Here is a 20,336-nt window from a genome sequence, read left to right on the forward strand (position 1 = left end):
TTGTCAAATCCCCTCTTACATATTTTTCATTTATACTCTCTTACTCTATTTCTTTACTAATTCTTTCGGTGCATGAATCCAGCTCATCATTTCACGAAGCTCTGCTCCCACTTTTTCTAATTGATGATTTTGTTCTGCTTTTTTCATTGCGTTATACGTCGGACGCCCTGCTTGATTTTCTAAAATCCATTTCTTCGCAAATTCACCTTGCTGAATTTCTGTCAGAACACGCTTCATTTCCTTCTTCGTTTCATCTGTAACAATTCTCGATCCTGTTACATAATCTCCAAACTCTGCCGTATCTGAAATAGAATGGCGCATAGTCGTTAATCCACCTTCGTACATTAAGTCAACAATTAGCTTTAATTCATGCAAACATTCAAAGTATGCAATTTCAGGACGATATCCACCTTCCGTTAACGTTTCGAACCCGGCCTTCACAAGTGCAGTTACCCCGCCGCAAAGTACAGCTTGCTCACCGAATAAATCCGTTTCGGTTTCTTCTTGGAATGTCGTTTCAATTACCCCCGCACGTGTACACCCTACACCTTTTGCATACGCCAGTGCTACATGTAGCGCTGTTCCCGTCGCATCTTGATGCACTGCGACTAATGCTGGAACACCATTTCCTTCTTGAAATACACGGCGAACGAGATGACCTGGACTTTTTGGCGCGACCATCGCTACATCTACGTAACTTGGCGGATTAATTTGTCCGAAGTGAATGTTAAATCCATGTGAGAAAAGTAACATTTGTCCTTCACGAAGATTCTCTTCTACCTCTGCTTTATACACATGAGCTTGCTGTTCATCTGGCAATAACATTTGTACAACTTGTGCGGTTCGAACCGCTTCTGAAACAGACATTACTTCAAATCCATCCGCTTTCGCTACTTCATACGACTTACCAGGACGAACACCAACTACAACCTCTACACCAGAATCACGTAAATTTTGTGCTTGCGCATGACCTTGTGATCCATAACCAACTACTGCAACAGTTTTTCCTTGTAATAACTCTACATTTGCATCTTTTTCATAATATGTTTTCATATTCCATACACTCCTTATAATTTATTTACTTGCAGAACATCAATTAATTTTTTCAACTGACTAACAAGTAATGTCGCTTCATTTTCAGTACAAACTGCTGTGAGTTTCATTTCAGAAACACCACTAGTATCTCTTTCTTTTAAATGTAAAGAAGAAATATAATAACCACGCCGAGCAAAAATCCCACTTATACGTAATAAGACGCTTGGCTCGTTATGAATAACGAGTGAAAAAGTATGACTCATTCTTCCCACCTCTTCATAATCATTTCGTTATTCCCTTTGTTTGGCGGAACCATCGGAAATACGTTTTCACCTTCTTCTACACAAAAATCAACTACGACAGGACCTTCATAAGCAAATGCTTCTAACATCACTTGTTTTGCCTCGGTTGAATTTGTTGCTCTTAATCCCTTTACTCCATAAGCTTCTGCTACTTTCACAAAATCTGGTGATCCAATTTTTGATTCTGATAAACGATTTTCATAAAACATTTCTTGCCATTGCCTTACCATTCCTAAAAATTTGTTATTTATGATAAATACTTTTACAGGGATGTTATTTTCAGCAATTGTTTGTAGTTCTTGAATGTTCATTTGAAAAGAAGCGTCACCTGCAATACAAATGACAAGTTCTTCTTTTTTAGCTAGCTGAGCACCAATTGCTGCTGGAAAACCAAACCCCATCGTTCCTAATCCTCCAGAGGTAAGGAACGTCCGAGGTTTTCTTGCTTTATAGAAGTGAGCAGCCCACATTTGATGCTGACCTACTTCTGTTGTGACAATCGCTTCACCATTCGTTAATTCACTTACTAAGTTGATCACATGCTGTGGTTTTAACTCAGATTCTTTTTGCTTATAAGAAAGTGGATATTCTTCTTTCCATGTCTTTACTTTCTGAAGCCATTCGTCTGTTTGTGTATAAATAGACATATGTAACAGCATGTGTAACGCTTTTTTTACATCACCAACAATCGGATGTTCTACAGTTACATTTTTATGAAACTCAGAAGAATCAATATCAATATGTACTTTTTTCGAGTTTGGAGAAAAAAGTTCTAATTTTCCTGTTACACGATCATCGAAGCGAACACCTAATGCAAGTAGTAAATCACATTCTGTTACCGCCATATTAGCAGCGTATGTCCCATGCATACCAAGCATCCCTAGAAACAATGAATCATCCGGTGGATATGCACCAAGTCCCATTAAAGTTGAAACGACTGGAATACGGTTCTCCCTTGCGAATTCGAAGAGTTCATCGGATCCACCTGAATGAATGACACCTCCTCCAATATAAAGGAGTGGACGCTTAGATTTTGAAATTGCTTTAGCCACCTCTCTAAGTTTCATGCTGTCTGGTACAAATTCTGGTTTATACCCCGGAATATCAACTTCTTCATTAAAGAAACTGGTGACTTTTGCATTTTGAACATCTTTTGGAATATCAATTAATACTGGTCCCGGGCGCCCGCTTTTGGCGATGTAAAAAGCTTCTTGCACAATTCGTGATACATGATTCACATCACGAACCTGGTAATTATGCTTCGTAACAGGTACTGTAATTCCGACAACATCCGCTTCTTGAAATCCATCTTTACCAATTAAAGGCGTTGCAACTTGCCCGGTAATGACAACTAAAGGAATCGAATCCATATAAGCGTCTGCTAAGCCCGTAACTAAATTTGTCGCCCCTGGGCCAGAGGTAGCAAAGACTACCCCGACCTTTCCAGAAGCCCTCGCATATCCTTCAGCCGCATGAATGGCAGCTTGCTCATGACGAGTTAAAACATGTTTCAAACCACTTTCGTATAACGCATCGTATACTGGTAAAATCGCTCCGCCTGGATAGCCGAAAACGGTCGTTACACCCAATTTCTTCAAACATTGAATCACGTGCCCAGCGCCTGTCATTTCTTCATACTGTAACTTCTCATACGCTGTATACTGCTGCTTCATTTCCATTAACTCCTCTCCTTATTTATGCTAAGCTTTCCGTCAGCCCGGGAACACGTACTCCTCTTTCTCTCGTTAATTTTTTAAATTCTTCGGTCAATTGTTTCGTTACACTTCCTGGTTTCCCATCTCCAATTTCTCTGGAATCAACTTTTACAACTGGAATTAACTCCGCTGCTGTTCCTGTTAAAAATACTTCATCCGCTACATATACATCATGGCGAGTGAACGGTCTTTCCTCACACGGAATACTCAGTCGCTCACATAGCTCGATAACACTATTTCTCGTAATACCTTCTAATGCTCCTAAATAGGATGGCGGGGTTAATACTTTTCCATCTTTCACAACGAAAACATTATCACCAGAACCTTCACAAACATATCCTTGTTGATTTAACATAAGAGCCTCTAACACTCCTGCTTGTGCTGCTTCAATTTTTACAAGTACGTTATTTAAATAATTCATTGACTTAATACGTGGATCTAACGCATCTGGCGTATTACGTCTTGATGCAACAGATACAACGCTTAGCCCATTATCATAAAATTCTTGTGGGAATAACTTTAATTGTTCTGCAATGATAATTACGCTCGGCTTCACACAACTTCTCGGATCGAGCCCTAAGTCACCTTTTCCTCTTGAGACAATTAAGCGAATGTAAGCATCAGTATATTCGTTTTTTTGGAGTGTATGTAAAACTGCTTCTTCCATTTCTTCTACCGTCATTGGAATTGTTAGTAAAATAGATTTCGCTGATTCATACAATCGTTTCACATGTTCTTTTAAACAAAATACATTTCCTCCGTAACTACGAATCCCTTCAAATACACCGTCTCCGTATAAAAAACCGTGATCATATACTGAAACAACTGCCTTTTCTTTTTCTACAAATTCCCCATTCATGTAAATGTACTGGTTTCCCATCTCACATCGCTCCTCTTTTTTTCTCTATTTTTTGCAATCTATTTCTACATCGATTGCTGAGATGAGTATTTTTAACAGAATATTCAGTATATAAACCTTAAAAATATACTCGTCTCAACAATCGATTACTTACATACTTGTAGCAATCCATTGCTGAGACGAGGGAATCGTGGTACCACTCAGCTTCCTTATACTTCTCACGAAATATAAGCTCTGCAAGTCCAATTAGACTTTTGTTTTTCTATCGGGAACAACCCCGCTACTTTTTACTAGTTTTCAAAAGTAGTGCTCCAAGGTGATTTTCAATGAGTAAATTGTTACCACCCTCACAGCCTCGGGGCAGCTCTCTGAAACAATCTTTATCATTTACTCTCCTCTTCTACGCATTCTCTTCTTCTATTTTTAAAAATAAAAACTCTCGCCTCAGCAATCAACTACTACAATTTAGTAGCTTTGATTGCTGAGGCGAGAGTTTCGCGTTACCACTCAGCTTCCTTATACTTCTCACGAAATATAAGCTTTGTAGGTCCAATCAGACCTCCGTCCTTTTACCGGAGACGATGCCGCCGCCCTCTACTCAGTTTCCCTTTCGCAAGCGATGCTCCGAGGTGATCTTCAATGATTCGATTGTTACTACCCTCACAGCCTTGGAGTAGCTCTCTGAAACGATCATAATCATCTACTTTCCTCTTCTTTGCATATACAACATATAAAGTTAGAAAATTCTTAATTAACTTTTATTTGTTACACGTATTATAGGACGTTGTTCTTTTCGTTGTCAATATGTTTTTTTCAAAAAAATCAAAATTCATTCTATTTATTTTTTCTCAAATCAAAATTGGAATGCATTACTTACATACACTCATATATTACTTAAGTATGTTTGCATTACTACATAAAGAAAAACTTATAAAGTTTATGAGGAGATGAGGAAACTATGTTAAAAGGGAAAGTAGCGTTAGTTACAGGAGCAAGCCGAGGAATTGGACGAGCGATCGCTAAACGTTTAGCAAATGACGGTGCATTGGTTGCTGTTCATTACGGTAGTCGAAAAGATGACGCTGAAGAAACTGTTCATGAAATTCGATCAGATGGTGGCCAAACTTTTTCTATCGGCGCAAATCTAGAATCCTTACACGGTGTAGAAAACCTTTATAACGCTTTAGATACTGAATTACAAAAGCGCACTGGTGAAACACAATTTGATATTTTAATAAACAATGCTGGCATTGGTCCTGGTGCTTTTATTGAAGAAACGACTGAACAGTTTTTTGATAGAATGGTTTCAGTAAATGCAAAAGCTCCATTCTTTATCATTCAACTAGCACTACCACGTTTACGTGACAATAGCCGAATTATTAATATTTCATCCGCTGCCACCCGCATTTCTTTACCTGATTTTGTTGCATATAGTATGACGAAAGGCGCTATTAATACAATGACTTTTACGCTAGCAAAACAGCTTGGAGCACGAGGAATAACGGTGAATGCAATACTTCCAGGATTTATTAAAACAGATATGAATGCAGAACTCTTGAGCGACCCGATGATGAAGCAGTACGCTACTACTATTTCCGCTTTCAATCGCTTAGGTGAAGTAGAAGACATTGCCGATACTGCTGCATTCCTTGCTTCTCCAGACAGCCGCTGGGTTACTGGACAATTAATTGATGTGAGCGGAGGATCTTGTTTGTAAAAAACATATATTTTCAAATCTTTTTTATTGCGCAATAAAACAATTTATATAATACTATATAAAACATATACATTTAGGAGGATTACAGCAATGTCCGAAAAAACATACGAACTCGCAACCTTCGCAGGCGGTTGCTTTTGGTGCATGGTAAAACCATTTGATGAACTTCCTGGTATTCATAAAGTACTTTCTGGCTATGCAGGAGGTCATGTAGAAAACCCAACATATGAACAAGTAAAAGCTGGAACATCTGGACATTTAGAAGTTGTTCAAATTACATTCGATCCTTCTATTTTTCCTTATCAGAAATTACTAGACTTATATTGGCCACAAATCGATCCAACTGATGATGGCGGACAATTTTTTGACCGTGGTCCATCTTATCGTACCGCTATTTTTTATCATAACGAAACACAAAAAGGGCTTGCTGAAAAATCAAAACAAGCTCTTGCAGAAAGCGGTATGTTTAAAGATCCAATCGTGACTGAAATTCGTCCTGCTGCACCTTTTTACGAAGCAGAGGAATACCACCAACATTTCTATAAAAAGAATCCAGAGAAATATGCTACTGAGCAAAAAGAATCTGGGCGTGAAGACTTTATAAAAGAAAATTGGCAAAAAAAATAATAAAAACGCATCGTGCTTTTTTAGTACGTTGCGTTTTTATTTTTGATAAAAGTACCATACAATTAACAGAACAATTGCTGTTAGTGACCAAAGTACTATCTCGTTTTTCACTCTATTCTTTTTCTTAGTCATTTCATTCCCTCCTAATAACTATTAAACATATTCAATTTTTTCTTTGTTTAATTGTCCATCTTATATACGTGAATACATCCTTACAAATTCTAATAGCAAGACCACCAATAATTCCGATTGCAATGGAAATTACTAGCATCTGTCCAAAACTAAAAGAATTTGTGTACATTATGTAGAGAACGATACATATAAGTAAAACATCCGGTAAAGAAAGTAAAAACCTTTTAAGCATTCCTTTATCTCCTCTATACTTTTTAATTTATATCTTCTACTGTAATTTTGAAATAAAATTTGTTCAAAAATTCCATTTACACCCTCATTTTATGAAAAATAATAAGAATCCCTTTTCAAAAGAGATTCTTATTCAGCAGATTTAAGTTTAATTATTTTCTACATATCCTATTCCATAATTACTCCTAAAATAGAATAATATTACTAATGATTTATTGTAAATTGACTATTTGCCAGGTAACCGAATGTCGCGCCAGCTACCTACATCGCATTGGCCAAATTCATTATTACCTACCGCGATCACCGTACCGTCTGATTTTAGTCCGACTGTATGTGCACAACCAGCCGCTATCGCTACAATATCTCTCCAATCACTTACGTTACATTGACCATACTCATTCCAACCCACTGCGACCACGGTACCGTTTGATTTAAGTCCGATTGTATGATTCGTACCAGCCGCTATTGCTACAATATCTCGCCAGCCACTTACATCACACTGGTTATGTTTATCATTCCCCACTGCTGTCACCGTACCGTCTCGTTTAAGACCAACAGTATGAAGATACCCAGCCTTGACCGCTACAATACCTCGCCAGCTACTTACATTGCATTGACCATATCGATTATTCCCCACAGTCGTCAATGTGCCGTCCAATTTAAGACCGACTGTATGCCAGTCACCCGCTGTGACTGCCACAATACCTTGCCAACTGCTTACATTGCATTCTCCTTCTTTATTTCGGCCCACCGCTACTACCGTGCCATCCGATTTCAGGCCAATAGTACGACGCCACCCTGCCGCAACCGCTACAATATTATGCCAATCGTTTACATCACATTGTTCATGCTTATTCCAACCCAGTGCTACCGCAGTACTGTCACATGTAAGACCGATTGTATGAGCATTACCCGTGTTCGTTGCCATATGAACATTGCCCACTGCGACTGCTTCAATATCTCGCCAGCCACTTACATTACATTCCCCTTCTTTATTCCGGCCCACCGCTACTACCGTGCCATCCGATTTCAGGCCAACTGTATGACAACGCCCCGCCGCTATCATATCTTTGGGCCATCGTTTCACTTTTTCTTTCGATAAAAGGTAATCCATGTTTTACCTCCTTGCATATAAGCAACTGTATCATAATAGATATTTTTATCAAATTTCATTATAAATCTACATTTACAAAGAAAGCTTATTTTACTTCTTCAAAAAAACAAAAACCTCCAGTTTAAATACTAGAGGTTTTCTCGTTATTTTTTTAATCGCTCAATAAAATCATGTAATTTATCAAGTGACTTCATATTCTGATTGCAAGCTACACCATCTTTGCAAATGTAGTTTCCCTTTTTAACGAAAGTTCCTGGTACATCGCCTTTAATTTCAACTAAAAACATTCCTACTTCTTCATGTCCATGACATAACGAACAAATGCTTTTTTTATTTAAACTTTGGAACGTTCCTTGCAGACCAACAAATTTATTTTTATCATTTTTCGCTATAATAAATTTCCTGCTTGACCCCTTATCAATCCAGCTTAAATAAGATATTTCTTTCATATCCATTTCTTCCATATCAGGAAGTTTTAACTTTTTCGCTTTAGGAAATAATTTTTTTAATGTTTGTGCTGTAACTTCTTGAAACGGAATTACATACGGATTTATTTTCATTAAAAATGATTCTGCATCTTCTCTATTTTGAACTGTTAATACCGTATCAATTAACTCTTTCTGTTCATCCGTTAAATTCTCAAATACATGTATTATCTTTTCAATCGCAAGCGATTTTAACGCTTGAATTACACCTCTATCATTTGCCGTTGCATGCCCGTTTGCTAAAATATAAGCTTGTGATTTTATAAAATTATATTGATCACTTCTAATAAACGCTTCCATCTTTATCACTCCATACAAATTGTTGATCTAGTTTTATTGTATACAATGATTACATTTTTTGATATGTAAAAGATAACTTAGAAACAAACATTACATATATCACTTATTCTCTACCGCTGCATTTCCTGACAAAAGAAGCCATCATCTGTTTTCCATTCCGCATATAATACGTCTTCAAATTTAGTAATTCCTTTTTGCTTTATTTGTTTATAAAGCCATCCTTCATCAAATCCCGCTTCCCTCAAATTATCCTTAACTACTTTTCCATCACTAATTAATGAAATTGGTAAGTATACAGGCTTATGTTTTAAACTTAAATCATTTATAGTAGGAGATTCGTATTTACTTTTTTTCAGAACGCTTATGTTTCCGTTCGGTTCCAATATCATATATTCAACTTCTCGGATTGAAAATATATCTTTTTGTTGCCTAAGCATTTGTTGTAATTGGTTTATATCCAAATGATTTACGCTTAATTGTTCACGATCAATCTTTCCGTTACGAATAATAATTGAAGGATACCCTTCAAAAAACCTTCTTGTTCCTCTTACTTTTTGTGTTATCACTTCTATAGTATAAATTAAAATTACCCAAACAAATACTGAATATAAAATAGACCATACTTTAATTTTAGGATCATATATTGAATTTCCAACGAGCTCACCTAGGACGATTGCAGAAATAAAATCAAATGGCGTTAGCTGAGATATTTGTGTTTTCCCTAATATTTTTGTAGCAATTAATAGAACAAAAAAACCAACTAAAAGCTCTATCGTTATTTGTCCAATATGATTCATATATGTTCACCTTTCTACTTTTCAAGTGCTCTGTATACCATTTAATAAAAAAACGGCACATTTTTTCTATTATCATGCCCGTTCACGCCTCATATATCCAATACACATAAAACAAAAAGAGTCTGATTCAAAGTAATATATGAATCAGACTCTTTTCCTCTTATTTAGAATACACAATCTTTTTAATCGTTTCCCCAGAAAGAAAATATTCTTCTGCAAGTTGATGAATAGCAATCCCACTTTTAAACGCTTCTTTAATTGCTTTATTTCTTTCATCTAGTTGTTTTCTTCCGCCAGATCGTGTACCCCATTTATAATGTTTCGTTTCTTGTTTCGGAATGTAAATTGTTTCACCTTGTATATACTTTTGAATTTCAGTAATTAAACTCTCTGGTAAAACAGCATTAGCTTTTACGTATTTCATTTCTGCTCGCCCCTTATTTTTTATGGTTCATTTCAATAAGGTGCAAAGCCAAATATAAAAAATGATACGAGCTCATATAGGCGATTGTATATTACTTGTCTACCTCACGCAAAGTATCGCCATTTCCATACTTGGCTTTGCATGAGACGTTGCAGTGTCTGGCAATTGAATTATAATCGCCATATAAACACCTCCTAATATACCTTTTGCATTTTATTATATGATAAATTCCTTCTCCTTGCATCCACACCCTTCTTAAAGCACGAAATTACTTAGTTTGATATAATACTTTTTAACTGAATTAAAAATCATTGTGAGGTTACATTATGAAGAAAAAAATTATCATTACAATCGTTACACTATTCTTTATTATCACGGCATTATTCGGAACATACAAATTGATGAACGCAAGAAGCTTTCAATTATTTGGAGATTTAACACAACGCGTAGAAACAAATGAAAAAGTGATTGCTTTAACTTTTGATGATGGCCCTACTAACAATGTAAAACAAATATTACCGCTACTAGATAAATACAACGCTAAAGCTACTTTCTTTTTAATTGGAAATGAATTAGAGCAAAATTTATCGTTAGGAGAAGCTATCACGCAATCTGGGCACCAACTTGGAAACCATACATATTCTCATAATAGAATGGTTTTCAAAACACCTTCTTTTATTAAAGATGAAATAGAAAAAACGAATTCATTAATCCGCCAAACAGGATTTACAGACGAAATTGATTTTAGGCCCCCTAACGGTAAAAAGTTAATAGGGCTGCCATATTATTTAAATAAAAACAATATCGAAACAATCACATGGGATCTTGAGCCCGATACTTTTTATAAATCTGCGGCTGATAAAATTAAATACGTTAATAAAAATGTAAAACCAGGTTCTATCATTTTACTGCACTCTATGTATGATGAGTCTAATGAAAATTTACAAACGATTGAAGGTATTTTAGATTCTTTATCTAAGAAGGGCTATCAGTTCGTAACAGTAAATGAATTGCAAAAAAGAGCAAAATAAAAAGGTAGCGTATCTTTGTATGATACGCTACCTTTCTTTTTATATAATGCCAAGTACATTTAAGAATACGATAATAATCGCAATTGGTGCGATATAACGAAGTAAGAATAACCATAATACGAATAGTTTATAACCTTTATTTTTACTTACACCTAGCTCTTTCATTAATACATCTTTCTTCATTTTTAAAGGAACAAAGATAGAAACTAATAATACACCAAGTGGCATTAATACGTTACTTACTGCATAGTCCGCTAAATCAAAGACTGTCTTCCCGAAAATCTTCAGATCACTTAATATACCGAATGATAATGCTGATGGTACCCCAACAACGAAGATTAATAACCCTACGATTAAGGCCATTTTTTCACGTTTCCCTTTACCTTTTGATGTTAACGATGCAACACTAATTTCTAACATCGAAATTGCTGATGTAATCGTAGCGAAGAAGAATAGTAATAAGAAAACGATGAAGAATAATTTTCCGAATGCCATTTTACTGAAAATAGCTGGCAATACGATAAATAATAGTCCTGGTCCTTGAGATGGTTCCATCCCAAATGCGAACACAACTGGGAAAATTGCAAGTCCTGCAAGTAATGTAATAACAAGAGTTAAGGCTACGATAGAAAATGCTGAACGTGGTAAGCTTTCTTCTTTCGGTAAGTATGAGCTATACGTTACCATAACGGCTACCCCAACAGATAATGAGAAGAACGATTGCCCCATTGCGTATAAAATAACTTCTGATGTTACATGTGAGAAATCAGGTTGTAAGAAGAAACGAACGCCTTCTCCAGCACCATCTAACGTAAGTGCACGAACGATTAATACAAAGAATAAAACGAATAGTGCTGGCATGAAATATTTATTTACTTTTTCAACACCATTTTGTACACCTTTACTTACGATGAAAATAGTAATAAGGATGAATAATAGCTGTGATCCAACTGCTAAATATGGATTGGAAATGATTTCACCAAACGTAGCTTCGTATGCTCCATTTCCTTCCCATAGTCTACCTGTAATTGCATTCCATAAATATAATAAAATCCAGCCTCCTACAACACTGTAGAAAGAAAGTAATATGAAACATGTTACAATTCCTAATTTACCTAACCAAGGCCATAACGTTTTAGGAGCAATCTCTCTATATGCATCGACAGCCTCTTTTTGTGTACTTCTTCCAATAACAAATTCAGCTAATAATAGCGGTAAACCAATTAATAATGTGAAACCGATGAAAATTAGGAAGAACGCTCCGCCTCCTCCAATGCCGGCCATATATGGGAATTTCCAAATCGCCCCAAGACCAATTGCCGAACCTGCTGCAGCTAATACGAAACCTAATTTCGATGTCCATTGCTGTGAATTCATTTGTTAATCTCCTCTCTATCTCTTTTTCTTTGTTACAATTCGGTATTTATATTGTTCTATCAATACTCTTTTCTAATACGTTCACTTCCTCCCTAATAATAAAAAAACGCCCCTACGTAAATACGTAGGGACGACAAAATTATCGCGGTACCACCCTAGTTGTGAAGAACACTAAGAAACCACCTAAATAAAAACGCCCCTACGCAAAAACGTAGGGACGATAAAATATCGCGGTACCACCCTAGTTATGAAGCCACACCAAAGTTAGGACCTAAATAAAAAACGTCCCTACGTAAATACGTAGGGACGATAAATATCGCGGTACCACCCTAGTTGTGAAAAAATCTTCACCACTTTATTTGATAACGGTATAAACTACCGTCTTTCATTTCCTCAAAATATGAGATTTATGAAAGATGCTCCAGGACGAACTTCATGAATAATCTATATACTGATTCACACCAACCATCAGCTCTCTGAAATAGGGAGATATTCACTACTATACCCTTTCATTGCCCAAATATTATTTTCCGAATTGATTACTATCATTTTTATCACACATTAAAAATAGTGTCAACTTATATTTCGAATTTTTATGTATTACAATCTATTTAAAAATTCGAAATATAAGTTTTAGTTTAGAAAACAAGTAGCTTAGTACATAACGAATTCTAACAGGCAATAGAAAAAGAATTACGTATTATTGATACTTATTCAATAATACAAATCATCTAGAAACATAACCTGTCTCTCTGTATTCATTTTTTAAGAGTTTGATGGATACCAAGAAAATTTCGCATCACTATCCAATGGTCTATTTTTCGTTTCTTCTTTAATTACACGAAACCATTCATTTAGAATTTGATTTTTGGGCAATTGAGCAGCAAGGCTATCTTCCCAAATTATATGTGAGAACCAGGCTTTCGTTTCCCATTCAAACTGCAATTGTGCGAACGAAATTATAGGGTGATCAGCTCCACGAAATTGCTCATTTACTGCATTTGAAACTTCTGGAGCTTGCGGTAACAACTCGTTCTGAATTCTATTTCTTATCGTCTCATTTTCTAGCTGATCCCAGAAATACAATTGCCCATTTATTTGATAAAAAATATCAAATGAAGCCTCACCTTTCTTCAAATTCAATAACACGAAGGCACGTTCCACATCATTGTCAGCCGCTTTTACAGCATTAACAATTATATTTTGTGCCATTGATACCCAGTAACTAGTCGCTTCCTCTACCGGTGATTCAACATACAATTCTTCACTTAATTCATGAAGAGTAGCTTCTTGCTCATTTACTTTTTCAACTTTTTTAAAAAACCTATTAAAAAACCCCATAACTTCCCCCTTATTACTATTTTCTATTTCACAAAATAAAAAATAGATTTTTCTTGCTCATCCACATTTACTCCTGGTGCGTATGTATGAACTTGTTGCAACACTTCTTCTATTAGCAACTCTAACTCCTGCACACTTTTTTCTGGATTCCCTATTAATGTGTCCGCCATACGTTCATATAATTTTTCAGGTTTAATAGCCATTCGTTCCACATTATTAGGCATCCATTTAAACGCTGGATGATGTACGTACATTTTATTCAAACCAAATAAAACACCGAATATGTTCCTTTGTACTTCGCAAATAACGTCATAAAGCATAAGCCAATCTTTCCGTTTTAAAAGCGCCTTTCGATTGTGCCAACGATTACTTAACCATAGATTTTCTGAAATCATCCGTTTTGCTAGTTCATCTGAATATGCCGCTACTTTTTCTTTTAATTCATTCACTTTCCCTTCTCCATACAAACTAACACCATCATGAATGGATGATACAATACATTGTTTTTCATAACTTATATCATATTGATCCACCACATCCGAAATCACTTTCTCTACTGTCTCTGTTAAAAAGTTACTAATCTCTAATTTAATTCCCTCTTTCGTTAAATACGTTTCCGACCATTCTTCTTCCTCATACGGATGATACGATAATATTGTCCCATCAATATGATGAATAGGGGCCCTACGATCCTCATCTTCTGGCGGTGTTGACCATAAAATATGTAATTCTATATCTGAATGTTCATCTTCAAGCTTTCTAGCTACTGAACCCGCTAAAATAATAGCTTCTACTTTCGGATTTTTCCTATAAATCTCTGACATCTCTATCGCTTTCTCTTTTAATCCCATTTCATTTCCCCCTAAAATTGCAGTAATCCCCTATATTTCATTTATCTATTTCGATATTACAGCTTGCATTACCTTTTCAAATTCCTACTTAATCATATTTGTATCCAATAGCGCTGAATAACTTCACCAGTACGAGAAGAAACTACTTCATTTTCTAACACACCTCCAACCTTTTGAATCGTTTTAGCAGAACCGATATTGGATTTATCGCAAGTTATTAATACTTTCTGCAATCCTAATTTTTGCGCTTCAGCTAATGCAAGTTGTAGTTGTTTCGTAGCGTAACCGTGGCGACGTTTATTCGGATGGACACTATATCCAATATGACCGCTTTCCCGTAATAATTCTGGATTTAATCTATGTCTAATATTCACAAAACCTATAAGTTCCCCTTTTTCAAAACTTAAAAACTGACTAGATGGCACTCGATTAGCTAGTAAATTTTCTCCTAGTTCTTGTTTACTCACTTTTTCAAACCATTCATCAAGAGAATCAAAGTTTTGTAAAGAACTACTTCCATGTGGTTGTTCCCCTGAGTGTAAAAACGCTTGTCTATACGCCGTAATATGCTCACTATATTCATGGATTGGTTTTAATAGTTTCATTGTTCTTCTCCCCCTCTTCATTCCATAAAACAAACACCTTAATAGCAGCTATTCACTATTAAGGTGTTTCTATCCTTTTTATTCAAATAACCCCATGCTTAAATAACGTTCACCTGTATCAGGCGCAATACATAAAACTTTTTTACCAACGCCTAGGCGTTTCGCTATCATGATTGCAGCGTAAACAGATGCTCCAGAAGATGGCCCAACTAATAATCCTTCTTGTCTAGCTAAGTTTCTCATTGTCGTTAAAGCCTCTTCATCTGCAATTTGAATAATTTCGTTATACACTTCTGTATTTAAGTTTTTCGGAATAAATCCTGGGCTTGTTCCTACTAGTTTATGAGGACCTGGTACACCACCGGATAAAACGGGAGATCCTTTCGGTTCCACTACTGCAATATATAAGTTTGGCAATTTCTCTTTTAACGTTTCACCAGTCCCTGTAATCGTTCCGCCTGTTCCTGCCGTTGCAACAAAAGCATCAAGCTCTCCATCCATTTGTTCGTAAATTTCAAGTGCAGTCGTATAACGGTGAATATTCGGATTAGCTGGATTTTCAAATTGTTGCGGGATAAAACTATTCGGTATTTGTTTTTGCAGTTCTAACGCCTTCGCAATTGCTCCTGGCATTCTTTGTTCTGCTGGTGTTAAAACTACTTCTGCTCCGTATGCTTTCAATAAATTAATACGCTCTTTTGACATATTATCTGGCATAATTAAAATCGCTTTATACCCTTTAGCTGCTGCATTCATCGCTAAACCAATCCCTGTATTCCCGCTTGTCGGTTCAATAATTGTATCTCCTGGTTTGATGAGACCATTTTCTTCTGCAACGTGAAGTAAATTATAAGCAGCACGGTCTTTCACACTGCGCGATGGATTAAACATTTCTAGTTTCACATACACATCTGCTGCGTCTTCTGGAATAAATTTAGATAATCGGACGACAGGTGTATCTCCTATTAATTCCGTAACGTTTTCACACAATTTCATAGCGCATCCCCTATTCTATCGTTTTCTTATCACTTGGCAGTAACCATGAAGTGAGTCCAATTAATGGTAGACAACTACATAATAGCATAATAAATTGCAGGCTATATATATCTGCTAATTTCCCAAGAACTACAGCACCTAATGCTCCAAGTCCAAATGCAAGACCTACGATTAATCCTGACACCATTCCCACTTTTCCAGGCACAAGCTCTTGTGCATATACAACAATTACACTAAAACTACTTGAACTAATAAAACCGATACATAAAAATAACGGTACGACCCACACAAGTGAGACATGTGGTAATAACAGTGCAAGTGGCGCTGAACCTAACATTGAAAATACGATGATATTTTTCTTACCAAATCGATCTGCTAACGGTCCTCCGAAGAAAGTGCCTAACACACCAGCAATCATAAATGCGAATACGAAATACTGGGCATTTTTTATAGATAAACCGTAATGCTCTATTAAGTAAAATTGATAGAAATTCCCGATACCAGCACCGTACCAAGAGCGTACAAAAGTAAGAAAAACAAGAAGTATAATAACGAATTTAATGTGTGTACTTACAATTGCATTTTCCGCCTCAAGTGCAGCCCTCTTCTTCCTTCTTACAGCACCGGTTGCTAATTCATTTTTGTACCAATTCGATACGAAAATTAATAATGCAATTCCTACTGCTGCAAATGCTGTAAAACCTAATGAACCAATTTGACCGAGTGGAACGAAAATTAGCGCTGTAAAAATAGGAGCTAGAGAATTCCCCGTGTTTCCCCCAACTTGATAAATTGCTTGCGCTAACCCTCGTTTTGCACCTGCCGCCATATACGCAACACGAGCGCCTTCTGGATGAAAGACTGCGGAACCTAAACCAATAAATAAAACAGAAATAATAACAATAATAAAGTTTGGTGCAAACGCGAGTCCAATCATTCCAAGCATACTTGAAAACATGCCGAGTGGTAATAAAAATGGTGACGGCTTCTTATCTGAATACATACCAAACACCGGTTGCATAATCGATGACGTCATATTTAATGCAAACGCAATCCACCCTACTTGCATATAGGATAAATTCATCGTTTTTTCCAAAATAGGAAACAACGCCGGCACAACTGCTTGCATCGAATCATTTAAAAAATGCCCAAAGCTAATCGCAAATAAAATTCGATATATTGTCGGTGTTTCTACAGTTTTTTTGTGTGAAACTGCATGCATATGTGAATCTCCCCTTTCTGTACAAAATATATATTTATTACAGTAGGTGTAATAAATTCTGACTTTTGAAACATTTCTATTCTATACTGCTTTCATTTCTTTTTCCAGAAATATAACTTAACTCCCGTCATTGGCTTGCATCCTTGTAACTTTCAGCGGTAAAACAGTACAAAAAAAAAGACAACCCAATCACATACTGGGTTGCCTCTTACATTAAATTGCAAAATGCTTATACTTCTCGTAATCACTCGTCTTACATTCTATTTGTAATTTGGTACCTTCGTTTTCGTAACTCGTAGATAAAACGTGTGCATGATTATTGAAATACGAAACTACCTGTCCTTGATCATATGGAATTAACATTTCACACTTCGTATATTCTTTATAGATGTGTGAGCGAATCATTTCTACAAGTTCTTCAATTCCAACATGTTTCTTCGCTGATAAATAAACGCGATCTTCTTGCACTTTCGGAATTTCAACATCTACCATATCTGATTTATTATAAGCATAGATCGTTGGAATATTTTCTACTCCAATTTTCTTTAACGTTTCATTTGTAATATCAATTAATTGTTCATAATTTGGATTTGCGTAATCTACAACGTGAATAAGTAGGTCTGCTTCCGCTACTTCTTCTAACGTTGAACGGAACGCCTTCACAAGATGATGTGGTAATTTACTTACAAATCCAACTGTATCTGTTAATAAAAATGATTTATTATCTGGCAAATCAATATTTCGTACAGATGTTTCTAACGTCGCGAATAACATATCTTTTTCAAATACTTGTTTTTCTTCTGTACCATTATAAATTTCAAGCATTGCATTCATCGTCGTTGACTTTCCTGCATTCGTATAACCTACTAATGCTACAACAGGTATTTCATTTTTCTTACGCTGCTTTCGCTGCGTTTGACGCTGGGCAACGAGCGCTTCTAAATCTTTATTCAAAACTGAAATTTGTTCTTCAATTTTACGACGGTCTAACTCTAACTTCTTTTCACCGACACCTTTATTTTTCGTACCAACGCCGCCGCTCTGTCTCCCTAACGATTCACGAAGACCGATTAAACGAGGCATCATATACTGAAGGTGTGCTACTTCTACTTGTAGCTGTGCTTCTTTCGTTTTCGCACGTTGCGCAAAAATATCTAAAATTAAAATGGTACGATCAATTACCTTACAATCTAAATCCTCTTCTAAATTTCGAATTTGTGAAGGAGATAATTCATCATTAAAGATAACCATATTCGCATCTATTTCTTGTACATACGCTGCAACTTCTTCAATCTTTCCTTTTCCGATATAATGCGATGGATTTACTCGTTGTAAATTTTGCGTTACTTGCCCAATTACCTCTACATCACAAGCTTCCGCAAGATTTGTTAACTCTTCCATCGAATATGCAAAATCATCTTCATTACCTACATTTACTCCAACTAAAACTGCTCTTTGTAATACTTCTTCCATATATTTATTCCTCCATTTCGATTACGTAAAATAAAAAACACAGGTCGCTGCCTGTGTTTTCGTAAACGGATAAGGGTTCACCAAAGAAATAGAAGAAAGCTATGCTTTCATCCTATTTTATAGTCAAAAAGTCCCAAGATTGTATACGTATCCACAGTAAGTGTTCACTTATACAACCCCATTCTATTTATAAAGGCAAAACAAAAAGAGGGCGTATTCGTCCCTCCCTCTTTTTCACATATAAGCTTAATAAAGGGTTCCTTTAAAATAGGCAGACCAATCCCGTTCACTCTGTACACAGACAGAGCCTTTGAGCGCTATTCAATTATTGGCACAAAGTATTGAGACGTAATCTGATTAAGATCAAAGGAAGCCCCTCCGTTCATTTTAAGTTACATAAAGTGTAGCATAAGTAATTCGCTTTCACAAGGTTTAACAACCTATATCACACGAAAGAAAATCTTTATATTTTTACTTTAATCGTCATTTTTTGCGAGTTTTTCTCACAATAAAAATAACAAAAGCAATTATCAATTTTAGAAACTTCTCGTATATTATTTTTACAGCACTCGCCAAATTCCTTCATAGTAAGTTAAGTATTATTGTTTTAATACAACAAAAATCTTTATTGACATTTTTATAACCTAATATTAGTATCAGGTTATAAAAACAAAAGTTAGGAGATGTTCCTATGCATTCTAAATCTCGTATTACTGCAATTGGTACTTATGTTCCAGATCAAATATTGTCTAATAACGATTTAGAAAAAATGGTCCATACGAATGATGAATGGATTGTACAAAGAACAGGAATGAGGGAAAGAAGAATCGCTAGCGAAGAAGAATACTCCTCAAACTTAGCCATTAAAGCAATTGAAAATTTATGTACAACATATAAGAAAAACTTAGAAGATGTCGACTGTATCATTGTCGCTACTACTACTGCTGATTACGTTTTCCCTAGTGTTGCTTGCCAAATACAACAATACTTCAACATACCTCATACACTAGCTTTTGATTTAAATGCAACTTGTGCTGGTTTTACATATGGACTACACGTCGGTAATAGCTTAATCACTTCTGAATCACATGAAAAAGTACTTGTCGTAGCGACAGAGACATTATCTAAAGTTACTGATTATACCGATAGAACGACCTGTATTTTATTCGGTGATGGTGCTGGAGCTATTTTATTAGAAAGAGATGAAAACACCCCAAGCTTTATCGCTGCTCACATGGGAACAAACGGTGATGGCGGCATTCATCTATATAGAACAAACTTATCTACTACTATGAATGGCACACCACTGCAAACAAATGAAAAAATCGTTCAAAATGGAAGAGAAGTATATAAGTGGGCAACACGCACGGTACCAAAAGGCATAAAAAATTTATTACATACCGTAAATATGCAAGTAGATGATATAGACTGGTTCATACCCCACAGCGCTAACTTACGAATGATCGAATCTATTTGCGAAAAGTCTCAAATTCCAATACAAAAAACATTAACGAGCGTGGAATATATGGGGAATACCTCTTCAGTCACCATTCCACTCGCTTTAAATTTAGCTATAAAAGAAGGGAAATTAAATAACGGAGACACACTTTTACTATACGGATTTGGTGGCGGACTTACGCATTTAGGGCTTATTGTAGAGTGGAATTTAATTTAAGTGTATAAAAAGAGGCTCTAGCCAGTA

The 20,336-nt window shown here is 35.9% G+C and carries 20 protein-coding genes and 3 other annotated features; of the genes, 4 read left to right on the top strand and 16 right to left on the bottom strand.

Annotation, left to right across the window (positions count from 1 at the left end):
- Window positions 1-45 precede the first annotated feature (45 nt).
- Genes ilvC through ilvE form a run of 4 tightly spaced genes read right to left on the bottom strand, consistent with a single transcriptional unit; the run spans window position 46 to window position 3,932 of the window.
- Window positions 46-1,053, bottom strand: coding sequence for a ketol-acid reductoisomerase (gene ilvC / locus BLT20_RS13680; RefSeq protein ID WP_000861143.1), 1,008 nt, complete (start codon window positions 1,051-1,053; stop codon window positions 46-48).
- 14 nt (window positions 1,054-1,067) lie between these two features.
- Window positions 1,068-1,298: an ACT domain-containing protein gene (locus tag BLT20_RS13685; protein WP_000019909.1), complete on the bottom strand. Its 231-nt coding sequence runs from the start codon at window positions 1,296-1,298 to the stop codon at window positions 1,068-1,070.
- Entirely contained in the window at window positions 1,295-3,010 is a 1,716-nt protein-coding gene (gene ilvB, locus BLT20_RS13690; protein WP_002164572.1) for an acetolactate synthase large subunit, read from the bottom strand. The genes BLT20_RS13685 and ilvB overlap by 4 nt, the downstream gene beginning before the upstream one ends.
- A gap of 22 nt (window positions 3,011-3,032) precedes the next feature.
- Window positions 3,033-3,932, bottom strand: coding sequence for a branched-chain-amino-acid transaminase (gene ilvE / locus BLT20_RS13695; protein ID WP_000528161.1), 900 nt, complete (start codon window positions 3,930-3,932; stop codon window positions 3,033-3,035).
- Window positions 3,933-4,083: 151 nt separating this feature from the next.
- Window positions 4,084-4,323: a binding site (T-box leader), on the bottom strand.
- A 67-nt stretch (window positions 4,324-4,390) separates the two neighbouring features.
- Window positions 4,391-4,636, bottom strand: a binding site (T-box leader).
- Window positions 4,637-4,869: 233 nt separating this feature from the next.
- On the opposite strand from ilvE, the gene BLT20_RS13700 reads away from it, so the two are divergent.
- The gene (locus BLT20_RS13700; protein WP_073339734.1) at window positions 4,870-5,628 is read left to right on the top strand and encodes an SDR family oxidoreductase; all 759 of its coding nucleotides are present in this window, start codon (window positions 4,870-4,872) and stop codon (window positions 5,626-5,628) included.
- Between the two features lie 90 nt (window positions 5,629-5,718).
- Complete coding sequence (msrA, locus tag BLT20_RS13705) at window positions 5,719-6,255, top strand: peptide-methionine (S)-S-oxide reductase MsrA (protein ID WP_001291883.1); 537 nt, start codon at window positions 5,719-5,721, stop codon at window positions 6,253-6,255.
- A 163-nt stretch (window positions 6,256-6,418) separates the two neighbouring features.
- Here the strand turns inward: msrA and BLT20_RS13715 are convergent, their stop codons facing one another.
- The 5 genes from BLT20_RS13715 to BLT20_RS13740 form a co-directional block, all read right to left on the bottom strand.
- Complete coding sequence (locus BLT20_RS13715) at window positions 6,419-6,619, bottom strand: hypothetical protein (RefSeq protein ID WP_000919314.1); 201 nt, start codon at window positions 6,617-6,619, stop codon at window positions 6,419-6,421.
- A 225-nt stretch (window positions 6,620-6,844) separates the two neighbouring features.
- Window positions 6,845-7,732 (bottom strand): RCC1 domain-containing protein, encoded by an 888-nt coding sequence (locus BLT20_RS13720; RefSeq protein ID WP_000385090.1) that lies wholly within the window; start codon window positions 7,730-7,732, stop codon window positions 6,845-6,847.
- Window positions 7,733-7,875: 143 nt separating this feature from the next.
- On the bottom strand, window positions 7,876-8,517 hold the full coding sequence (locus BLT20_RS13725; protein ID WP_000387072.1) for a FusB/FusC family EF-G-binding protein: 642 nt from the start codon (window positions 8,515-8,517) through the stop codon (window positions 7,876-7,878).
- Between the two features lie 110 nt (window positions 8,518-8,627).
- On the bottom strand, window positions 8,628-9,314 hold the full coding sequence (locus tag BLT20_RS13735; protein WP_001015543.1) for a DUF421 domain-containing protein: 687 nt from the start codon (window positions 9,312-9,314) through the stop codon (window positions 8,628-8,630).
- A gap of 160 nt (window positions 9,315-9,474) precedes the next feature.
- Window positions 9,475-9,738: a CD3324 family protein gene (locus BLT20_RS13740; RefSeq protein WP_000878325.1), complete on the bottom strand. Its 264-nt coding sequence runs from the start codon at window positions 9,736-9,738 to the stop codon at window positions 9,475-9,477.
- A 326-nt stretch (window positions 9,739-10,064) separates the two neighbouring features.
- On the opposite strand from BLT20_RS13740, the gene BLT20_RS13745 reads away from it, so the two are divergent.
- Window positions 10,065-10,769 (top strand): polysaccharide deacetylase family protein, encoded by a 705-nt coding sequence (locus tag BLT20_RS13745; protein WP_000726860.1) that lies wholly within the window; start codon window positions 10,065-10,067, stop codon window positions 10,767-10,769.
- Between the two features lie 39 nt (window positions 10,770-10,808).
- Here BLT20_RS13745 and BLT20_RS13750 read toward each other — a convergent pair whose 3' ends face one another.
- The 7 genes from BLT20_RS13750 to hflX all read right to left on the bottom strand — a co-directional run bounded on the left by BLT20_RS13750 (window position 10,809) and on the right by hflX (window position 18,634).
- Complete coding sequence (locus BLT20_RS13750; protein ID WP_001088187.1) at window positions 10,809-12,146, bottom strand: sodium-dependent transporter; 1,338 nt, start codon at window positions 12,144-12,146, stop codon at window positions 10,809-10,811.
- 299 nt (window positions 12,147-12,445) lie between these two features.
- Window positions 12,446-12,668 (bottom strand) — a binding site (T-box leader).
- Between the two features lie 243 nt (window positions 12,669-12,911).
- Window positions 12,912-13,487, bottom strand: coding sequence for a hypothetical protein (locus BLT20_RS13755; protein WP_000505543.1), 576 nt, complete (start codon window positions 13,485-13,487; stop codon window positions 12,912-12,914).
- Between the two features lie 23 nt (window positions 13,488-13,510).
- The gene (locus tag BLT20_RS13760) at window positions 13,511-14,338 is read right to left on the bottom strand and encodes a DUF4037 domain-containing protein (RefSeq protein WP_000523173.1); all 828 of its coding nucleotides are present in this window, start codon (window positions 14,336-14,338) and stop codon (window positions 13,511-13,513) included.
- A 92-nt stretch (window positions 14,339-14,430) separates the two neighbouring features.
- On the bottom strand, window positions 14,431-14,943 hold the full coding sequence (locus BLT20_RS13765) for a GNAT family N-acetyltransferase (RefSeq protein ID WP_000771271.1): 513 nt from the start codon (window positions 14,941-14,943) through the stop codon (window positions 14,431-14,433).
- A 78-nt stretch (window positions 14,944-15,021) separates the two neighbouring features.
- Window positions 15,022-15,939 (bottom strand): cysteine synthase A, encoded by a 918-nt coding sequence (gene cysK, locus BLT20_RS13770; protein WP_000762273.1) that lies wholly within the window; start codon window positions 15,937-15,939, stop codon window positions 15,022-15,024.
- Window positions 15,940-15,949: 10 nt separating this feature from the next.
- Window positions 15,950-17,161 (bottom strand): MFS transporter, encoded by a 1,212-nt coding sequence (locus BLT20_RS13775; RefSeq protein WP_000543417.1) that lies wholly within the window; start codon window positions 17,159-17,161, stop codon window positions 15,950-15,952.
- A gap of 213 nt (window positions 17,162-17,374) precedes the next feature.
- Window positions 17,375-18,634: a GTPase HflX gene (gene hflX, locus BLT20_RS13780; protein WP_000393283.1), complete on the bottom strand. Its 1,260-nt coding sequence runs from the start codon at window positions 18,632-18,634 to the stop codon at window positions 17,375-17,377.
- 691 nt (window positions 18,635-19,325) lie between these two features.
- Here hflX and BLT20_RS13785 point away from each other — a divergent pair.
- Window positions 19,326-20,309 (top strand): ketoacyl-ACP synthase III, encoded by a 984-nt coding sequence (locus tag BLT20_RS13785; protein ID WP_000555762.1) that lies wholly within the window; start codon window positions 19,326-19,328, stop codon window positions 20,307-20,309.
- Window positions 20,310-20,336: the final 27 nt, after the last annotated feature.

The sequence above is a fragment of the Bacillus sp. cl96 genome (assembly GCF_900100505.1).
In the GTDB taxonomy this organism is placed as follows: domain Bacteria; phylum Bacillota; class Bacilli; order Bacillales; family Bacillaceae_G; genus Bacillus_A; species Bacillus_A cereus.

What these genes read in the sequence shown, in the direction of transcription:
- BLT20_RS13775 (WP_000543417.1), bottom strand. Translation starts at nt 17,161, where the DNA reads ATGCATGCAGTTTCACACAAAAAAACTGTAGAAACACCGACAATATAT.
- BLT20_RS13715 (WP_000919314.1), bottom strand. Translation starts at nt 6,619, where the DNA reads ATGCTTAAAAGGTTTTTACTTTCTTTACCGGATGTTTTACTTATATGT.
- BLT20_RS13745 (WP_000726860.1), top strand. Translation starts at nt 10,065, where the DNA reads ATGAAGAAAAAAATTATCATTACAATCGTTACACTATTCTTTATTATC.
- cysK (WP_000762273.1), bottom strand. Translation starts at nt 15,939, where the DNA reads ATGAAATTGTGTGAAAACGTTACGGAATTAATAGGAGATACACCTGTC.
- BLT20_RS13720 (WP_000385090.1), bottom strand. Translation starts at nt 7,732, where the DNA reads ATGGATTACCTTTTATCGAAAGAAAAAGTGAAACGATGGCCCAAAGAT.
- BLT20_RS13735 (WP_001015543.1), bottom strand. Translation starts at nt 9,314, where the DNA reads ATGAATCATATTGGACAAATAACGATAGAGCTTTTAGTTGGTTTTTTT.
- BLT20_RS13785 (WP_000555762.1), top strand. Translation starts at nt 19,326, where the DNA reads ATGCATTCTAAATCTCGTATTACTGCAATTGGTACTTATGTTCCAGAT.
- BLT20_RS13750 (WP_001088187.1), bottom strand. Translation starts at nt 12,146, where the DNA reads ATGAATTCACAGCAATGGACATCGAAATTAGGTTTCGTATTAGCTGCA.
- msrA (WP_001291883.1), top strand. Translation starts at nt 5,719, where the DNA reads ATGTCCGAAAAAACATACGAACTCGCAACCTTCGCAGGCGGTTGCTTT.
- ilvC (WP_000861143.1), bottom strand. Translation starts at nt 1,053, where the DNA reads ATGAAAACATATTATGAAAAAGATGCAAATGTAGAGTTATTACAAGGA.
- BLT20_RS13725 (WP_000387072.1), bottom strand. Translation starts at nt 8,517, where the DNA reads ATGGAAGCGTTTATTAGAAGTGATCAATATAATTTTATAAAATCACAA.
- BLT20_RS13755 (WP_000505543.1), bottom strand. Translation starts at nt 13,487, where the DNA reads ATGGGGTTTTTTAATAGGTTTTTTAAAAAAGTTGAAAAAGTAAATGAG.
- ilvB (WP_002164572.1), bottom strand. Translation starts at nt 3,010, where the DNA reads ATGAAGCAGCAGTATACAGCGTATGAGAAGTTACAGTATGAAGAAATG.
- BLT20_RS13685 (WP_000019909.1), bottom strand. Translation starts at nt 1,298, where the DNA reads ATGAGTCATACTTTTTCACTCGTTATTCATAACGAGCCAAGCGTCTTA.
- BLT20_RS13740 (WP_000878325.1), bottom strand. Translation starts at nt 9,738, where the DNA reads ATGAAATACGTAAAAGCTAATGCTGTTTTACCAGAGAGTTTAATTACT.
- BLT20_RS13765 (WP_000771271.1), bottom strand. Translation starts at nt 14,943, where the DNA reads ATGAAACTATTAAAACCAATCCATGAATATAGTGAGCATATTACGGCG.
- ilvE (WP_000528161.1), bottom strand. Translation starts at nt 3,932, where the DNA reads ATGGGAAACCAGTACATTTACATGAATGGGGAATTTGTAGAAAAAGAA.
- hflX (WP_000393283.1), bottom strand. Translation starts at nt 18,634, where the DNA reads ATGGAAGAAGTATTACAAAGAGCAGTTTTAGTTGGAGTAAATGTAGGT.
- BLT20_RS13760 (WP_000523173.1), bottom strand. Translation starts at nt 14,338, where the DNA reads ATGGGATTAAAAGAGAAAGCGATAGAGATGTCAGAGATTTATAGGAAA.
- BLT20_RS13700 (WP_073339734.1), top strand. Translation starts at nt 4,870, where the DNA reads ATGTTAAAAGGGAAAGTAGCGTTAGTTACAGGAGCAAGCCGAGGAATT.